The organism is Psychroserpens sp., assembly GCF_047633235.1.
GTDB lineage: Bacteria > Bacteroidota > Bacteroidia > Flavobacteriales > Flavobacteriaceae > Psychroserpens.
This window is the reverse complement of record NZ_JBLIET010000049.1, coordinates 1-17,539: the sequence shown is the minus strand read 5'-3', so window position 1 is coordinate 17,539 and position 17,539 is coordinate 1. Positions and strand designations below refer to the sequence as shown.

Annotated in this window: 15 protein-coding genes; 9 read left to right on the top strand and 6 right to left on the bottom strand. The window is 33.4% G+C overall.

What is annotated here, in order from left to right; translation table 11 throughout:
* Positions 1-336: 336 nt before the first annotated feature.
* Complete coding sequence (locus tag ACJAZK_RS12855) at positions 337-891, bottom strand: thioredoxin family protein (RefSeq protein WP_415224355.1); 555 nt, start codon at positions 889-891, stop codon at positions 337-339.
* Positions 892-911: 20 nt separating this feature from the next.
* Here ACJAZK_RS12855 and ACJAZK_RS12850 point away from each other — a divergent pair, with 20 nt between their 5' ends.
* Positions 912-1,247, top strand: coding sequence for a tRNA-binding protein (locus ACJAZK_RS12850; protein WP_028872054.1), 336 nt, complete (start codon positions 912-914; stop codon positions 1,245-1,247).
* 275 nt (positions 1,248-1,522) lie between these two features.
* On the opposite strand, the gene ACJAZK_RS12845 is transcribed toward ACJAZK_RS12850, so the two are convergent.
* From ACJAZK_RS12845 to ACJAZK_RS12835, 3 genes are all read right to left on the bottom strand, one after another.
* The gene (locus ACJAZK_RS12845; RefSeq protein WP_415224354.1) at positions 1,523-4,027 is read right to left on the bottom strand and encodes a M14 family metallopeptidase; all 2,505 of its coding nucleotides are present in this window, start codon (positions 4,025-4,027) and stop codon (positions 1,523-1,525) included.
* 81 nt (positions 4,028-4,108) lie between these two features.
* Positions 4,109-4,513, bottom strand: a complete 405-nt coding sequence (locus ACJAZK_RS12840) for a PUR family DNA/RNA-binding protein (RefSeq protein WP_415224353.1) — start codon at positions 4,511-4,513, stop codon at positions 4,109-4,111.
* 70 nt (positions 4,514-4,583) lie between these two features.
* Entirely contained in the window at positions 4,584-6,338 is a 1,755-nt protein-coding gene (locus tag ACJAZK_RS12835; RefSeq protein WP_415224352.1) for an ABC transporter ATP-binding protein, read from the bottom strand.
* A 129-nt stretch (positions 6,339-6,467) separates the two neighbouring features.
* On the opposite strand from ACJAZK_RS12835, the gene ACJAZK_RS12830 reads away from it, so the two are divergent.
* From ACJAZK_RS12830 to yajC, 4 genes are all read left to right on the top strand, one after another.
* Entirely contained in the window at positions 6,468-7,571 is a 1,104-nt protein-coding gene (locus tag ACJAZK_RS12830; RefSeq protein WP_415224351.1) for a Glu/Leu/Phe/Val family dehydrogenase, read from the top strand.
* Positions 7,572-7,733: 162 nt separating this feature from the next.
* Positions 7,734-8,645, top strand: coding sequence for a transcription antitermination factor NusB (nusB, locus tag ACJAZK_RS12825; RefSeq protein WP_415224350.1), 912 nt, complete (start codon positions 7,734-7,736; stop codon positions 8,643-8,645).
* A 124-nt stretch (positions 8,646-8,769) separates the two neighbouring features.
* A complete protein-coding gene (locus ACJAZK_RS12820; RefSeq protein WP_415224349.1) occupies positions 8,770-9,270 on the top strand; it encodes a DUF1573 domain-containing protein in 501 nt (166 codons plus the stop codon).
* Positions 9,271-9,273: 3 nt separating this feature from the next.
* Entirely contained in the window at positions 9,274-9,564 is a 291-nt protein-coding gene (gene yajC / locus ACJAZK_RS12815; protein ID WP_415224348.1) for a preprotein translocase subunit YajC, read from the top strand.
* 226 nt (positions 9,565-9,790) lie between these two features.
* Here yajC and pepT read toward each other — a convergent pair whose 3' ends face one another.
* Positions 9,791-11,035, bottom strand: coding sequence for a peptidase T (gene pepT, locus ACJAZK_RS12810; RefSeq protein ID WP_415224347.1), 1,245 nt, complete (start codon positions 11,033-11,035; stop codon positions 9,791-9,793).
* Between the two features lie 122 nt (positions 11,036-11,157).
* Between pepT and ACJAZK_RS12805 the strand changes: the two genes are divergently transcribed.
* Complete coding sequence (locus ACJAZK_RS12805; protein WP_415224346.1) at positions 11,158-12,201, top strand: quinone-dependent dihydroorotate dehydrogenase; 1,044 nt, start codon at positions 11,158-11,160, stop codon at positions 12,199-12,201.
* A gap of 262 nt (positions 12,202-12,463) precedes the next feature.
* Here ACJAZK_RS12805 and ACJAZK_RS12800 read toward each other — a convergent pair whose 3' ends face one another.
* On the bottom strand, positions 12,464-14,212 hold the full coding sequence (locus ACJAZK_RS12800) for a T9SS type A sorting domain-containing protein (RefSeq protein ID WP_415224345.1): 1,749 nt from the start codon (positions 14,210-14,212) through the stop codon (positions 12,464-12,466).
* A 217-nt stretch (positions 14,213-14,429) separates the two neighbouring features.
* Between ACJAZK_RS12800 and ACJAZK_RS12795 the strand changes: the two genes are divergently transcribed.
* The 3 genes from ACJAZK_RS12795 to ACJAZK_RS12785 all read left to right on the top strand — a co-directional run bounded on the left by ACJAZK_RS12795 (position 14,430) and on the right by ACJAZK_RS12785 (position 17,346).
* On the top strand, positions 14,430-15,056 hold the full coding sequence (locus tag ACJAZK_RS12795) for a LysE family translocator (protein ID WP_415224344.1): 627 nt from the start codon (positions 14,430-14,432) through the stop codon (positions 15,054-15,056).
* Between the two features lie 37 nt (positions 15,057-15,093).
* Positions 15,094-15,957 carry a hydroxymethylglutaryl-CoA lyase gene (locus ACJAZK_RS12790; RefSeq protein WP_415224343.1) on the top strand — a complete coding sequence of 288 codons (864 nt, stop codon included), beginning with the start codon at positions 15,094-15,096 and terminating at the stop codon, positions 15,955-15,957.
* A 189-nt stretch (positions 15,958-16,146) separates the two neighbouring features.
* The gene (locus ACJAZK_RS12785) at positions 16,147-17,346 is read left to right on the top strand and encodes a DUF4856 domain-containing protein (RefSeq protein ID WP_415224342.1); all 1,200 of its coding nucleotides are present in this window, start codon (positions 16,147-16,149) and stop codon (positions 17,344-17,346) included.
* Positions 17,347-17,539: the final 193 nt, after the last annotated feature.

The window sequence follows — 17,539 nt, the reverse complement described above, 5'->3', positions numbered from 1 at the left end:
AGAAAATCGTTTTGATTTTCAAATACTAAAGTTTGGGAAGAAGCAAAGCGGTTGCCAAAATAGGTAATTAGAAAATCGTTTTGATTTTCAAATACTAAAGTTAGGGAAGAAACAAAAAAAATATTTTTTTTTGTTAGTTGTAGTCCAAACATGTAAAACCATACGTATATATGCTATATAGAAACAAATTATAGTTTCTTAATCATAAGTAGGTAATCTTAGTGTAGTAGTTAAGCGGACGCATTAAGATTAAAAGTTTAGTTTAGTTAGGGATAAAATCCTGTCTGTGTATTCAGACAGGATTTTATTATTTAGCAGAGTTTTCTTCATAAAAGGCTATTTCCATTTGATATTACAGCCCACACTAGGTTTTTGAGTTTTAGAAATAGGTTGTTTGTTAAGTAAGGAGTCCAACGTATCACGAATATCTTTTCCTGTCAACTCTAAGTTATTTCCAGGTCGAGAATCATCTAATTGTCCTCTATAAACCAATTTTAATTCATCATTAAAAACATAAAAATCAGGCGTGCAAGCAGCATCATAAGCTTTAGCTACGTCTTGTGTTTGGTCGTATAGATATGGGAATTTATAATCGTTTTCTATAGCATGCTGTTTCATTAAATAGGGAGCATCTTGTGGATAATTGTCAACATCATTACTAGAAATTGCAATACAATTAATGCCTTTTGATACATAGTCTTTTGCCAATTTTGATAATTGTGGATTCACATGAATTACAAAAGGACAGTGATTACAGATAAAGAGTATCAAAGTTCCGTTAAGGCCTTTTGCTTCATCTAAAGAAACGAATGTGTCATCAATAGTGTTCACTAATTTAAAATCTGGAGCATTTGTTCCTAACGGAAGCATATTTGAAGGTGTAAGTGACATATTTTGTATACTTTTAAATTATGGATAATATAATAACTTTCGAAGACTTCACAAAAGTAGATTTGCGTATTGGTACTATTATTGAAGTTAATGATTTTCCTGAGGCTAGATTTCCAGCGTACCAACTTAAAATTGACTTTGGTGATTTAGGCATTAAAAAATCATCAGCACAAATCACAACCTTGTATACTAAAGAAGAATTACTTCAAAAGCAAATTGTTGCGGTTGTGAACTTTCCAAAGAAACAAATTGCTAAGTTTATGAGTGAATGTTTAGTTATAGGAGCCGTTGACGGTAAAGATGTTATGCTTCTCAATCCCGAAAATAGAGTTAAAAATGGAAGCTCTGTTTCTTAATTGCATTAAGATGTGTAGTTGTTTCAGTCTATTTAAATTTTTATTTAAAAAATTTATATAGTGTTATTTCATTAAAAACTACTACCATAGAACTATTCAAATCTTAGGGTATTGCTGAGAAATTTCCTTTGTTCAAATAAACACTAAATCTCAATAATTGTTAGGCCTTAATGAGTTTTAAGTAAAAAACCTCTATATGCCTCTGGGAACTTCCTTAAATCTCTATGGCATAACACAACCGAGTACGCATTGAAAACGGCTACTGCCACTGTAAACTATAGCTCCTCTCTAAAGAAAATGGCATTCATTAACAACTTGTTAGTGCCATACCAAAAGGCTCTAAAATTTGTGTTATCGGTAAATACAACGACCTTCCCTCTGCCTAAATTCTTAACTTTGAAAGGTACAGTTAGCGACAAGCTATCTAAATTGGGTTTAGAAATATAACCACTTAGCAATGGGTTTTTGGTGTATTTTATGGGATTATTATAACTCTGTTTATCGGCTTTCATAAATAGTGTATTGTTTCTAAATAGTGCTATGTTATCAGCTTTGTAACCAAAATTTATGGGATGAGAACGATCTAAATGGGCTTTAAAAATCGCACCACCGATAACTTGAGCACCTCTGAAATCTCCGCGTTGCTCAAAGGTGATATCTGTAGCTTTACGTTCCATTTTTTTGAAATCTATTTTAATAAATTCATTTGTTTTTAACCAATTCAACGCACTTCTATAACCAATGACGGTACCTCCTTTTTGAACCCATTCTTTTAATTTTTTGGTTGCACCCGGGTCAACTCGTCCACTAGGTAGAATGATGGTATTGTAACGATCAAGGTTGACGTTGCTTAATGAGTTGTTATCCAATTTTGTTATGCGTATGTCATAACGTTGATCAAATAAATGCCACATTTCTCCAGCATCATAAGGGCTAATACCCTCTCCAACAATCAGAGCTACTTTTGGTTGTTTTAATGCTCTAAATTTACTGCTCCCCAAATCAATGCCTTTAGTCAGTCCTGTTTCAACGGCATCAATTTGAACATGACTCTCTTCGGAGATTTTTTGTAGAAATTTAAACAGGTCTGCTACTGATTTGTTTTGATTTTGAACGGGAATTAATATGGTTCCGTAGTCATAATCTTTACCATTTATATTAAATTGTTTCATGCCCACTTTTGCTCGTAAACCAGAATTTAAAATAGCATTTAAAGCTTTAGGTGTATAGTATTCGTGCCATTCCATCAAATAGGCATAGTTGCTTTTTGTAGAAATAGTTCTGCTTTTTAGTTGTAAATCCTCAACTTTTGCTCCAGCATTAGAGGCTGGTATATTTTCTTCATAATCCAATCCGAAAGCTAAAGGAAACGTCCAAGCAGACACATCATAAAATAGGCTGTCTTGAAAGGTCGTACGTTTTTCAAACATCGCATTGATCATGCGTATATTTTTCTGGTTCTTCGGAATTATATAAGCATGCCCTTTTTTAAATAGCTTTCCATTACTTGTAAAGTCTGCTTTTAATTCATGAAAATCTATGTGTTGGCGTTTTAAAATTTCAGCTAAATGAAACGTTTTTGCAGCATCTTTTTCATCTCCAAATACAATGGCTTTTCCGTTTTCTTTTTTGGCTTCTTGTCTCGCGTTTTTATAAAAATTATGTTGATATTGTAGTATGTCTTCACGCATGTTTTTTGCAGCTTCTAAGGTAGATAGAGCTGCAGTGAGCTGGTTTCTAATAGCAAACGGGAATGTCAAAATTCCATTGTCACTTTCTTGAAGGTGTCCGCGAGCACTAGCTTGCTCAAAAAGAATTCCGATGCCACCGTTAATATCAGGGAACGTAGATCCTTTTCCGTAGTAAAAATCATCAAAGCTTTCTTCAGTATAATATAATGAACCAATTTTATCTAATGCCTTAGCATGAAAATTACCAATATTTTTAGTGAGTTCTTGATTGAGTTTAGGGGTCAATGGATGCGTTCTGGACGGAATTCCTGGCTGAAAAAAGAAACTAGAATTCGTTCCCATTTCGTGGTGATCTGTTAGAATATTTGGTAACCATTTATGAAAACTCGCTATACGTGCTCGCGATTCTGGTAATTGTACAGGTAGCCAGTCACGATTCATATCAAACCAATAATGGTTTGTACGTCCACCAGGCCAAACTTCGTCATATTCTCTGTCATTTGGATCTGGATTAAGATTTTTATTTTTATTAGAGTTCGCCCAATAAGCAAAGCGTTGTAAGCCGTCAGGATTAAGAGAAGGGTCAAATAAAATAATAGTGTTCTCTAATATATTTTTGACATCCTCACTTTGAGCTGCAGCTAAGTGATAAGCTGCCAATAGTGACGCGTTAGATCCGCTAGGTTCATTACCGTGAATTGAGAATCCTTGGTAGACGACAATTGGCATATTGCTAGTAGTAACCGTATTGTTTTCGGTGGAAGCAATATGTGCTAACCTAATAGATTCTAAATTTTTATGATTCTCTGGCGATGTAATAGTTAATAGAAGTAGAGGTCTACCTTCAAAAGTTGTACCGCGATTTTCTATGGTTATTCTATTAGATGATTTTGCTAACGCTTGCATGTAGTAGACTAACTTATCATGTGTAATATGCCACTCTCCAACTTGATGTCCAATCACAGACTCTGGAGTTGGTATACTTTGGTTGTAAGTTACATCCTGAGATAGGTAATAGGATAAACCTGTTTGTTTTTGTGCATTGATATTACATACAAATAGCACTAGTAGAAGGGTCGTTAGTCTCATAAAATGTATTGATTAGTTTATAAAAATAGAAAAACCGCTACTCATTGAATAGCGGTTTGTACAATTTAACAATTTAAGTCTTTATATGTCTTCAAAATTGATGTCTGTGAATTTTTCAGCAGATTCATCAGAATCATCGACGGATGCTCCTCCTTCAGTCACATCATCTGGTGCCGAATAGTCGTCTTTTTTGAAATCTTTTTGGTGACGTTCGCTAATAACTTCATCTCCTTTTTCTGAAATGATATAGTCTGTCATTTCTATTAAAATCTCATTAAACTCAGTAAAGTCTTCTTTGTATAGATATATTTTGTGTTTTTTGTAGTGAAACGATCCATCCTCGTTAGTGAATTTCTTACTTTCTGTAATTGTAAGATAATAATCTCCAGCTTTGGTAGCTCTTACATCAAAAAAGTATGTTCTTCTTCCTGCTCTTAAAACCTTTGAGAAAATTTCCTCTTTCTCCATCATTCCGTGATCACTCATAGCTAATTTTTAATTTTAATTTGATTGCGCATCAAAAATGTAAAAAAAAAGAATAGTAAGCAACAAATTACTATAATTCTTTTGTGCTAAGTTGCTTTAAGTAAAGCGCTTTGTAATAACCATCTGTGTTTATCAGAAATTCGTGAGTCCCTTTTTGAATGATTTTTCCGTCTTCTAGCACAATAATAGTATCTGCATCTTTAGCAGAAGAGACGCGATGACTAACAATTATCGTTGTTTTTCCTTCGGAAATTTTACGTAAATTTTTAAGGATTTTTTCTTCAGTTTCTGTATCTACAGCAGACAAGCAGTCATCAAATAACATGATTTCTGGTGCTTTAATTAGGGCTCTTGCAATAGAAACGCGTTGCTTTTGTCCACCAGAGAGCGTTACACCTCGTTCACCTAATTTGGTCTTATACCTTTTAGTGAATTTCATAATGTTTTTGTGCACATCTGCATTTTTTGCAGCGTTGATGACTTCTTCTTCTGTAGCATCTTCTTTACCAAACATGATATTATTTTCAATGGTATCAGAAAACAAAAAGGCATCTTGTGGCACATAACCTACGTAGTGTCTTAAACTTTTAAGATGTATTTGGTTTATTTGTGTGCCGTCAATTAATATTTGGCCTTCTTGTACATCATACAGCCTGCCAATGAGATCAAGAATTGTTGATTTGCCAGAACCTGTTTTACCTAGTATAGCAAGTGTTTGTCCTTTTTTGAGAGAAAAACTCACCTTATCTAAGGCCTTAATATTAGTGTCAGGATAAATGTAGGTGACCTCTTTGAATTCTATATTCCCATTGATATTGGTTGGAGTAGTGCTCAAGTTTTTAACGTCAGGTTCTTCTAATAAAAACTGGTTAATACGTTGTTGAGAAGCTTCGGCTTGTTGTACTAAATTAGTAACCCAGCCTACAGTTGCAACAGGCCATGTTAGCATATTTACGTAGATTAAAAATTCTGCTATGGTTCCAATTTCTTTAATTTCTCCATTGATATATTGCAGACCACCAATGTACGCGACAAGCACATTACTTATTCCAATAAGAAGGATCATTGACGGGAAAAATAAAGCCTGTACTTTAGTTAAATCGATTTGCTTTTGTTTGCTTTCTTCAGAAAGTTTATGGAACTCGTCAAAATTCCTTCCTTCTATGCCATAGGATTTAATAACAGAGATTCCGCTAAATGATTCTTGAGTATAAGCAGAAAGGTGTGATAAATACTCTTGTACTATTCTACTGCGATTATTTATGACTCTACTTAATTTGTAAATAATAAATGATAATAATGGCAAAGGTAAAACGGTATACAATGTGAGCTTAGGTGCAACATTTATCATATAAATTAAAGCCACTAGAAAAAGTGTAACCGTATTTATAGTATACATAATAGCTGGTCCAGCATACATTCTCACCTTATTAACATCTTCACTAATTCTATTCATTAAATCACCTGTTTTATTGGCTTTATAGAAGTTTAGTGATAGGTTTTGATATTGTTGGTAGATTTCATTTTTTAAATCAAATTCTATATAACGTGACACGTTTATAATAGTTTGTCGCATTAAGAATGTGAGAATTCCAGCAATAACTGCAGCTCCAATAAGGAAGCCAATATTTATTGCTAATTCTTGTCTAAAAAGTTCCTCACTAATTTCTCCATTTAATTTTTTGGAGATAGTGGTTATGGCTTTACCAATAAATCGCGGTGTGAATAATGCAAATATTTTTGCTCCTATAGTTATGAGTACACCCAATAGAAGTCTGTAGCGATACTTTTTAAAATATTTATTTATATGTCTGAGTTCTTTCATTAACTATATCGAAACTTGAATATTAACAATTTGATATTTTAAGACCTTATTTTTGCTAATACTCACATATTGGATTATTTTTGCTCGCTATTTTACATATAATTAAAATAGATTTTTAATCTCAATATAATGACATCAGATGTTTTAAGTTCCAAAGAACTTTCAAAAATAAATCCAGTTTTTGGACAATTATCTTTTGATAATCACGAGCAAATCGTTTTTTGCAAAGACAAAGATACTGGTTTAAAAGCAATAATTGGAATTCATAACACAGTTTTGGGACCTGCTTTAGGAGGTACTAGAATGTGGAACTATAATAACGAGTGGGAAGCACTTAATGACGTATTAAGGTTGTCACGTGGGATGACATTTAAATCTGCAATTACAGGCTTAAATCTAGGAGGAGGAAAAGCTGTTATTATTGGTGATGCTAAAACTCAAAAGACTCCTGAACTTATGCGTAAGTTTGGTGAGTTTGTACACTCCTTAAGTGGTAAATATATTACTGCAGAAGATGTTGGGATGACTACCGAAGACATGGACACAGTGAGAGAAGTTACACCTTATGTGACAGGTATTTCAGAAAGTAAAGGAGGCGCAGGAAATCCATCTCCAATTACTGCTTACGGCGTTTTTATGGGAATGAAAGCTGCTGCACAGTTTAAATATGGTAGTGATGTTTTAGAAGATAAAACGATATTTGTTCAAGGCATAGGACATGTTGGAGAAGCTCTTGTTGAGCATTTAACAAATGAAGGGGCTAAAGTTACTATAGCAGATATAAATCAAGAACGTTTAGAAGAAGTGCGCTCCAAATATGATGTCACTATTTATGGAGGACAGGATATCTATAGTGAGCGCATGGATATTTATGCGCCTTGTGCTTTAGGAGCGACAATAAACGATGATACGATTTACAAATTAAATGCAGATATCATCGCAGGTGCTGCAAATAATCAGTTGGCAGACGAAGTGAAACATGGTAAACTTTTAAAAGATAGAAATATTCTTTATGCTCCAGATTTTTTAATTAATGCAGGTGGGATTATAAATGTTTATGCTGAATTAGAAAATTATGACCGTCAGGAGATCATGCGAAAAACTGAGAATATCTTCAATACAACATTAGAAATTTTAGATCGTGCTAAAGCAAACGATGTCACAACCAACAGTGCCGCTTTGAGTATCGCTAAAGAACGTATTGAAACTCGAAAAAGAGAACAAGGAAAATAATAAGATTACAAACTAAAATAGTTTGCATCTTTTAAAATTATAGTATTTTTGCAGAGCAAATTTGATTACTGTACTTCTATGAAATCAGTGATTACATTTGCTTTTATTAATTAATAGCTCTTTGTAAACATGTTAAATAGACGACATATTCGTATTAAAGTAATGCAAACACTATATGCTTCAAGAGGAAGTGAAAGTGATGATATTAAAATAAGCGAAAGGTTTCTTCTACAGAGTCTTGACAGCATGTACGATTTATTTATCGCTCAATTATCTCTTTTGATTGAGGTTCATAAAAAATCAAAAGATTTTTTAGATAAAACTCAAAAAAAACTATTAGCAACTAAAGAGGAAAAAAATCCAAATTCAAAGTTTGTAAACAATGAGGTCTTAACACTTCTAAGTTCTGATGAGGTTTTTTTAGAGTTAATAGGGGGGCAAAAAGAAAACCCTTGGTATTTAGATTTTGAATACATTGACGTTATATTTAAATCTATTCTTAAAAGTGATATTTATAAAGACTATATGTCTACTAATACATCAACATTTAAAGATGATAAAATATTTATAATCGATTTGTTTACTGAAATCATTGCGCCTAATGATAAGTTATATGATTACTTTGAAGATAAGCGCATTACTTGGTTAGATGATCTGCCAGTTGTAAATACTGCGATATTGAAGATTTTAAAAAAAGTCAAGGTGTCTTCTGAAGGGAAGTTCTTTACTCCAAAATTATTTAAAGATACAGAGGACAAAGAATTTGGAGTTAATTTATTGAAAAAGACTATTTTAAATCAGGCTAAATTTAGTGAAGAAATAGGGGCTAAAACTAAAAATTGGGACGCAGAGCGTATCACACAAATTGATGCAATATTGATGCAAATGGCTATTTGTGAATTTCAAAAATTCCCATCAATACCAGTAAAAGTGACTATAAATGAATACTTAGAAATTGCCAAAGAGTATTCTACACCCAAGAGTAGTAATTTTATTAATGGTATCTTAGATAAGATCGTTAAAGGTTATACAGAGGAAGGAAACCTTAATAAAATTGGTAGAGGTTTGATGTAAACCTTGTGTTTTATGGGTGATATACTGTTAATCTTTTGTTTGAAAATTGACTAAAAATTTTAATTAGATGAAATTATTAGTACATTTGGCTTCTCGAATCAAAAATTATTTAAAAATTATACAAATGAAAAAATCAATTTTAGCTTTAAGCGCATTATGTTTAGTAGCCTTCACATCTTGTAAAGAGGATGCAACAAGTAAAATCAACTCTAGTAACGTAGCAGCGGCTGCAGAAAGAGATGCAACTGCGGGTGATTTTCCAGTGATTTCTTTTACTGAAACTGAGCATGATTTTGGAACTATCGTTAATGGTACTCCAGTTGAAACAAAATTTAGTTACACTAATACGGGTAAAACACCTTTAGTCGTAAGTAATATTAAAAGTACATGTGGATGCACTGTGCCTTCAGATTGGAACAGAAACCCTTTGGCTCCCGGTGAGGCGGCCGAGTTTACTGTCAAGTTTAATGGGAAAGGTGCAAATCAAGTTCAAAAGTCAATTACTTTAACAACGAATACTGAAAAAGGTTCGGAAATTGTTAAAATTAAAGCTTTTGTTCAGCCAGATCCAAATGCACCAGCTAAGAAAGCGGGTACGACATCAATTAATCCTGTATCTAAATAATTTATGGGAGCAATCGGAGATTTTTTACCTTTTATAGCCATGTTCGCCGTTGTGTATTTCTTTATGATTGCACCTCAGATGAAACGAGCAAAACAAGAAAAAACGTTTGCTGCAGCTTTAAAAAAAGGTGATAAAGTTGTTACAAAAAGTGGTTTACACGGTAAAGTCGTTGATCTTAACGATAAAGACAATAGCTGTGTTATAGAAACACTTGCAGGGAAAATTAAGTTTGAACGTTCTGCTATTTCTATGGAAATTAGCCGTAAACTAAATACTCCTGCAACTGTAAAATAGAAGAATACTATTTACAAGATATTTTAAACTCCGAAAGTTCTCTTTTGGAGTTTTTTTCGTTTTATTACGACCCAAGACAGGAGATAGTAGTTTGCATCTTTAGAACATAGTGATGGTTAAAATGCCTGAATTTCTGAAAGAAGATCGTACTGAATGTCTTAAACTCTAATGATAATCGTGGACACGTCTTTAAGGTTTTCTTCTGTTTTTTGTATGTATTTCTAGGTTACTCTATAGCTTTATTTGCAGTTAACTCAGCAATTTTACAAATTACTTCTGTGGCTTTTATCATACTTTCTACTGGCACATATTCATAACGTCCATGGAAATTATGACCGCCAGCAAAAATATTTGGACAAGGTAACCCCATAAAACTTAGTTGTGAACCATCAGTCCCTCCTCTAATAGGTTTTATTAAAGGTTTTATATCCAATGCCTTCATTGCTTCCTCGGCTATATCAACAATGTGCATTACAGGAACTACTTTTTCTTTCATGTTGAAGTACTGATCTTTAATCTCAATGGTAATCACTTCACGCTCATATTGTTCATTTATTGCATTAGTGAGCTTTTTTATCACTTCTTTTCTAGCTTTAAAATGATCCATATCATGATCTCTTATGATATAATGTAATACTGTTTCTTCAACTTTACCTTCTATATTATGAAGATGGAAAAATCCTTGATAGCCTTCTGTATGCTCTGGTGTCTCCATACGAGGTAAAGAATTGATAAACTCTGTAGCGATATGCATGGAGTTTATCATTTTTCCTTTAGCATAACCAGGATGTACTATTTTACCTTTCACAACTACTTTTGCTCCTGCAGCATTGAAATTTTCATATTCTAATTCGCCAATTTGACTACCGTCCATGGTATAAGCCCAATCAGCTCCAAATTTTTTAACATCAAATTTGTGTGCACCGCGACCAATTTCTTCGTCTGGAGTGAAACCTACTTTGATATTACCATGTTTAATTTCTGGATGATTAATGAGGTATTCCATTGCAGAGATAATTTCTGTTATTCCAGCTTTATCATCGGCACCAAGAAGCGTTGTTCCGTCAGTAGTAATGAGCGTTTGTCCTTTGTACAATAATAAGTCTTCAAAATAATCTGGTGAGAGAATAATATTTTCTGCAGCATTTAAAACAATATCCTTGCCATCATAATTTTCAATAACCTGAGGATTGACATTTGCACCCGTGAAGTCTGGTGTTGTATCAAAATGAGACACAAAACCTATTGTTGGTACTTTATGATTTACGTTACTTGGTAAGGTTGCCATGATATAAGCATTGTCATCAATAGAGACATCGCTCATACCAATAAGTTTTAATTCTGCTACCAAAATATTTGCCAAGTCCCATTGCTTTAGAGTGCTTGGTGTTGTGTCACTTTCTGGATCAGATTCAGTGTCAACGGTAACGTAGCTTATAAATCGTTTTGTGATGTCGTCTTTTGAAATCATAAGGTGTAATTGTTTTGTTTTAAAAGTTTTAGTGAATTAGAAAAAATCAAGTTTAATTATTAAGCTTAAAATTAGCGTTTATATTCAAATGTATATTATTTTTGCATTAGAAAAGATTTTCAATGTACAAGCTTTTACTTAGACCGCTATTATTTTGTTTTGACCCTGAGAAAGTCCACTATTTTACATTTTATTTAATTAGAACTGTTTCTAAGATCCCTGGTTTTTCATTACTTTTTAGGACTCTATATCTTTTAGAAGATCCTTTTTTAGAACGTGAATTATTCGGACTTAAATTTAAAAATCCAGTTGGATTAGCAGCAGGTTTTGATAAAAATGCAGTGCTTTATAACGAGCTATCCAATTTTGGTTTTGGGTTTATTGAAATTGGTACAGTCACACCAAAAGGCCAAGTTGGAAATCCTAAAAAGCGTCTATTTAGATTAAAAGATGACAAAGGGATTATCAACCGAATGGGGTTCAATAACGAAGGTTTAGACGCTGCTATTTTAAAATTAAAAAAGAATAAAGGAAAACTACTCATTGGCGGTAATATAGGTAAAAATTCAGATACTAAACCTGAGGATTATACTAAAGACTACATACATTGTTTTAATGGGCTACATCCTTATGTAGATTATTTTGTACTCAATGTGAGTTGTCCTAATGTAGATAGTGATGCTAAACTTAATGATAAAGATTATTTATTGGAGCTGATTCATGAAGTACAAAAAGCGAATAATGTATTTGACACTCAAAAACCAATTGTATTAAAAATAGCACCAGATTTAAACGATATTCAACTTGATGAAATCATAGAGTTGATAGCCGAGACTAAATTAGATGGTGTTATTGCGAGTAACACGTCTATTGATAGAGCTGGTTTGAAGGTTTCTAATGAGCGTCTTACTGAAATTGGCAATGGTGGATTAAGTGGTCAACCTATTAAAGAGAAATCGACACGAGTTATCAAATATCTTTCAGAAAAAAGTAATAAGTCATTTCCTATAATTGGTGTAGGAGGTATTCATTCTGCAGAGGATGCTTTAGAAAAAATTGAAGCAGGAGCAGATTTAATTCAAATCTATACTGGTTTTATTTATGAAGGACCAAGGTTGATTAAAAACATCAATAAAGCACTGCTAAAAAAGCGAACTAATAGTTAAGTCAATTCGCTTTGTGAGATATAGTAATTAGCCTGTAAAATAAGTCTAATAATTAGCTTGTATGACACTGATATTTCAACATAAAATCAGAATAAATGCTTTTTTTATTTTAGTTCACAACAGCATTAAAAGAGACTAATGAGTTCACGTTAGATTATTGAGTTGCTGAATATCCGATTTCGTTGTCATCTAAGCACCTTATAATTCAACTTATCTAAGGCTCATTTCATTTGCTATTTGGTGTTATAATATTTCCGAAGTATTAATGTTTAATAAACGGAATTGTTTCAGAGCTATTCTTTTTACTTAATTTTAAATAATAGACACCGTTGCATAAGGTATGAGTTTGTATACTTAAATCATCAACATGATTGATTTTTTTACTGGTCATAATTTGACCTAACATATTATAAATAATATACCCATCTGGTAAATTATTAGTAGAAGCTAATGTAATATTTAAGACCGCTTTTGATGGGTTTGGATACACCGTTATGCTGTTAGATGAAAAATAGTCATCCACAGCTAATACAGCATTACCCATATAAACTATTTCGCCAAATCCATAATCTCCGCCAGTAGTGACAATATCACCTTCTAGAGTCTCCAGCGTATAGGATCCATTTCCTGAAGAACAACAAATACCATCACCATAGCTATCAATCATTTCAAACGTATAACAGTCATTTGTTGCAATATCAAACACTTCTGTAAATGTTGCATAATCATCATCACCTTCAATATATTCTGGGCTTATGATTTCTACTCCAGTACTAATGTTTGTGAAAACCCAAGAGGTTTCTGCTGGCCAGTTATCTGTAATTAAGGTTAATAATACTTGAGTTGTACTGATGCTTTCTCCTCCAACTTTAATATAATCTTGGTATACCTTTGTTAATGATTCAGATCCATTAGAAATGGTGAGCGTAACATCATATCCACCTTGACTAGAATACGAATGTGACGGATTTTGTGTTGTATAATCGATAATGTCATCGCCGTTAATATCCCATTCCCATGAGGTTGCTCCAACACTATTATCTATAAAATCTACGGCCATAGAACTACCACAATCTCTAGTGAAATCTGCAGCGATATTCACATTAAAACTTGGACAAACCATTGCCGATCTAGAGGTTTGATACGTACCATAAATTCGTGCATATTGTTGTAAGGAGAATTCTGTACGACATGTTTTACGAGAATAGGACATAATGTTTAAGGGATTAGGTGTAAAATCGTCACCATTTGCATCTACATCAGTTCCTACGTAATTACAAGAGCCAGTTACATTACCAAATCCTAATTGTGGATCTGCAGCTGTATCGCAAATAAAGTCACCATCTGTATCACAATTAGATCCATCAACTAACTCTGTTGTTAATGTGCCATTAGTGTTTCCATGTGTGTGTGATAAACCAAAAAAGTGTCCCATTTCATGAGGCATTGTACTGCCATTTAGGGCACACGTATTATCCATCAATATGACCTCTGGTCCTCCTGGAAAATAGGCATATCCGCATAAACCACCACCTTCTGCAGTACTTACTGAATTGGCAAAGTATATATTTATAACGTTAGGAATATTATTAGTCAATGTAAGGGCATCCTGCTCGTCTGTAGAAAAATCATAATATTCTGTACTATCAATATAATTAATAGCATCACAAAGAAAGAATTCCAAAAAGGCATTATCATAAAAGGTATTCATGTCTGCAATAATAGTGTTTATGGTTGCTTCTGTAAACCCTCCAGTGCCTTCATCAGTTCTTAAAACATGTATTTTAACAGGAACAGAACTCACTGCTGTTGAAGAACGTTGTAAGACTTTTTGGTAATACTCTTGCTCAAATTGCCTAACCTGAGGCAGTGTGTTTTGATAATATTTTTCGGATTCTGCAGTAGCTACAGTACCACACTGTGGTTGGTTTTGAGCTGTTACATTAGAAAATGAAAATAAAATAACAGTTAAGTATAGCAGTAATGAGTTTATTGGGGTAATTCGTTTCATAACTTAAAGTAAATGTGTAGGTTAAGTTTGTATTTTAATGCTGTGAAAATACGACTTAATACTTAAATCATGGGTGAGATACGTTTTTAAGTTGGAATTAATCATTTTAATTTACAGTAGATTTTACGCTATAGAGAACTATATAACGAATAGTTTACCAATTAAAATAAATATAGTCTTATATTATTTTTAATTAATTTTATAAAAAATATAGACTTTGAACTACGACCTCTTAATCTCTTTTATGTTTGCAACTTCGTTGCTGGCATTATCTCCTGGGCCAGATAATATTTATGTATTGATGCAGAGTATTGTTAATGGTAAAAAATATGGTTTAGCGACTGTTGCAGGTTTAATATCAGGATGTTTAGTGCATACCACATTAGTCGCTTTTGGTGTATCTGCCATCATCAAGGAAAGTGATATCTTATTTTTTGTTATAAAATTACTTGGCGCTTTATATTTACTATACTTGGCATTTAGAGTCTATAAATCGAGCTCGAAATTAAGCTTAAGCAGCGATAATATTGTAAAAAAAAGTCTGTTACAGCTCTTTAAGCAAGGCTTTATTATGAATGTATTCAACCCTAAAGTATCGATTTTCTTCTTAGCGTTTTTTCCAGGATTTTTATTTAGTGACACCTTAAGTTCTGTTGTCCAGTTTTACGTATTGGGTTTATTGTTCATGATCGTTTCTGCGATCATTTTTTCGACAATAGCTGTTTTGGCTGGGTCAATTTCAGACTATATAAAACAACATAAACGTATTGGGTTATATTTAAAGTGGTTACAAATTATTGTCTTTGTTGGGATTGCGATTTTAATTTTTACTTCGGAAAAATAAAACGCTCATTTCCCCAATATTACTATCTTTGAACCCGATGATTAAACCTCTTAAAATAATTGAATGTCCTCGTGACGCTATGCAAGGAATTAAAGCTTTCATTCCTACGGAAAAGAAAGTACAATATATCCAGTCTTTGCTTAGAGTAGGTTTTGATACCATAGATTTTGGGAGCTTTGTGTCTCCTAAAGCTATACCGCAAATGGTTGATACTGCCGAAGTATTATCGAAACTAGACCTGAGCAAAACAACCAGTAAACTGCTAGCAATCATCGCTAATACCAGAGGCGCGCAAGATGCGTGTCAACATTCAGAGATTGATTATTTGGGCTATCCATTTTCAATTTCTGAAAATTTTCAGATGCGTAACACACATAAAACCATTGCACAATCGGTAGTTACACTTTCTGAAATTCTAGAACTCGCCAATACTCATAATAAGGAAGTCGTCGTCTACATTTCTATGGGTTTTGGAAATCCTTACGGTGATCCTTGGAATGTTGATATTGTGGGGGAGTGGACAGAACGATTAAGTAAAATGGGCGTGAAGATTCTCTCGTTAAGTGATACTATAGGAAGTTCAGATCCAGAAAACATCAACTATTTATTCTCCAATTTAATCCCACAGTATTCTAATATTGAATTTGGAGCACATTTACATACGACGCCAACAACTTGGCATGAAAAAGTAAATGCAGCTTTTAAAGCAGGTTGCATGCGTTTTGATGGAGCCATACAAGGATTTGGTGGTTGTCCAATGGCAAAGGATGAGCTCACGGGTAATATGCCAACAGAAAAGTTATTATCCTACTTTACATCTTCAAAACATAATGATCTTAATGCCATGAGTTTTGAGAGCGCTTATAATGAAGCGACGAAAATCTTCACTCAGTATCATTAATTACAACTTCACTCAAACTTTAACAGTTTTTAAAACCTACATTTTCAATCAATTAGTCTTGGTTGACAAAGTTTATTTAAATTTAGTCTAAATAAGCTTTGATAATTTAAAGATGTGTTTTATTTTTGCACTCGAATCGCAATCACTATTTGTATCAAGTCTAAATAAAAATAATATAATTATAAAATCATGAAAAAATTAGCTCTAAGTTTATGTGTAATAGGTAGCCTTTTCACATCGTGTTCTAGTGATGATGACGGTGCCTCAACATCACCACAAGTAGAAGTACCTGCAACTTACACGTTTCAAAGAAATGGAGAAACAACTGTAAGTTACAGTGGACAAACGACTCGTATCCTAATGGGAGAAGAAATCGTTAACGCCTTACTAGATCCCTCAAAGACTGAGGCCCAATTGAACGGAATGTTCGCTCATGTTGAAGGGAATTCAAATTTCTCAAATCCTGCTTTAAACGCATCAAATAAAAGTATTAGAAGTAAAGTCGCTGCCTCAGCAGATTTTTTCTCTACTAATACTGTAGATGCGATAGCAATAAAAAGTGATTTTGATGGCTGGATTGCAAATCAAGTCAATGATGTGTTTCCAAGATGGGATGATACCGCGTCTCTAGGAGTTGCTGGTCAAATCCAAGAAGCTGGAGGTGGACCAATACGTTATGTAAATGCCAAAGGTCTAGAATATGATCAAGCTATTATTAAAGGATTAATTGGTGCACTAATGACAGACCAAATGCTTAATAATTACTTAAGTCCTTCCGTTTTAGATGCCGGTAATAATATTGCAGATAATGATACAGGTACTCTAGTAGAAGGGGAAAATTATACTAGTATGGAGCACAAATGGGACGAAGGTTTTGGTTACCTCTATGGAACTGATGATCAATTTATGCCGACTTTAGGAGCAGATAACTTTCTAAATAAGTACATAGCCAGAGTAGAAAATGATGCAGATTATACGGGTATTGCAAAGCGTATTTATGATGCTTTTAAATTAGGACGTGCTGCTATTGTAGATAAAAACTATACGATTCGTGATGAACAAGCAGGTATTATTTCAGAAGAAATTTCTAAAGTAATTGCAATACGTTGTGTCTATTATTTAGAGCAGGGAAAAAGTGTTAGAAATGCTGGAGATTTTGGTGGTGCATTGCATGATTTGTCAGAAGGTTTTGGGTTTATCTATAGCTTACAATTTACACGCAAGTCAGGCACTAACGAACCTTATTTCACAAAGACTCAAGTGGATGGGTTTATAGAGCAATTAATGGAAGGAAATGGGTTTTGGGATGTGACAGATGAAACTCTTGATTCCATGGCTTTAGAAATCGCAAACGAATTCAATTTAACTATTGCTCAAGCAGGAAGTTAATTACGTATTAATCTCAATAAAGCAAATGCGTTCACTTGCTTGAACGTATTTGCTTGTTTATCTTTGCAAAATGAAAAAGTAAAATATAAAATGAAAAAATGATGAAGAAAATTGTTTTAAGTTTATTTACAATCGTGTTGTTCGTGGCTTGTACAGAGTCAGACGACACAGGAGGATCTGGTGGGACATCAGA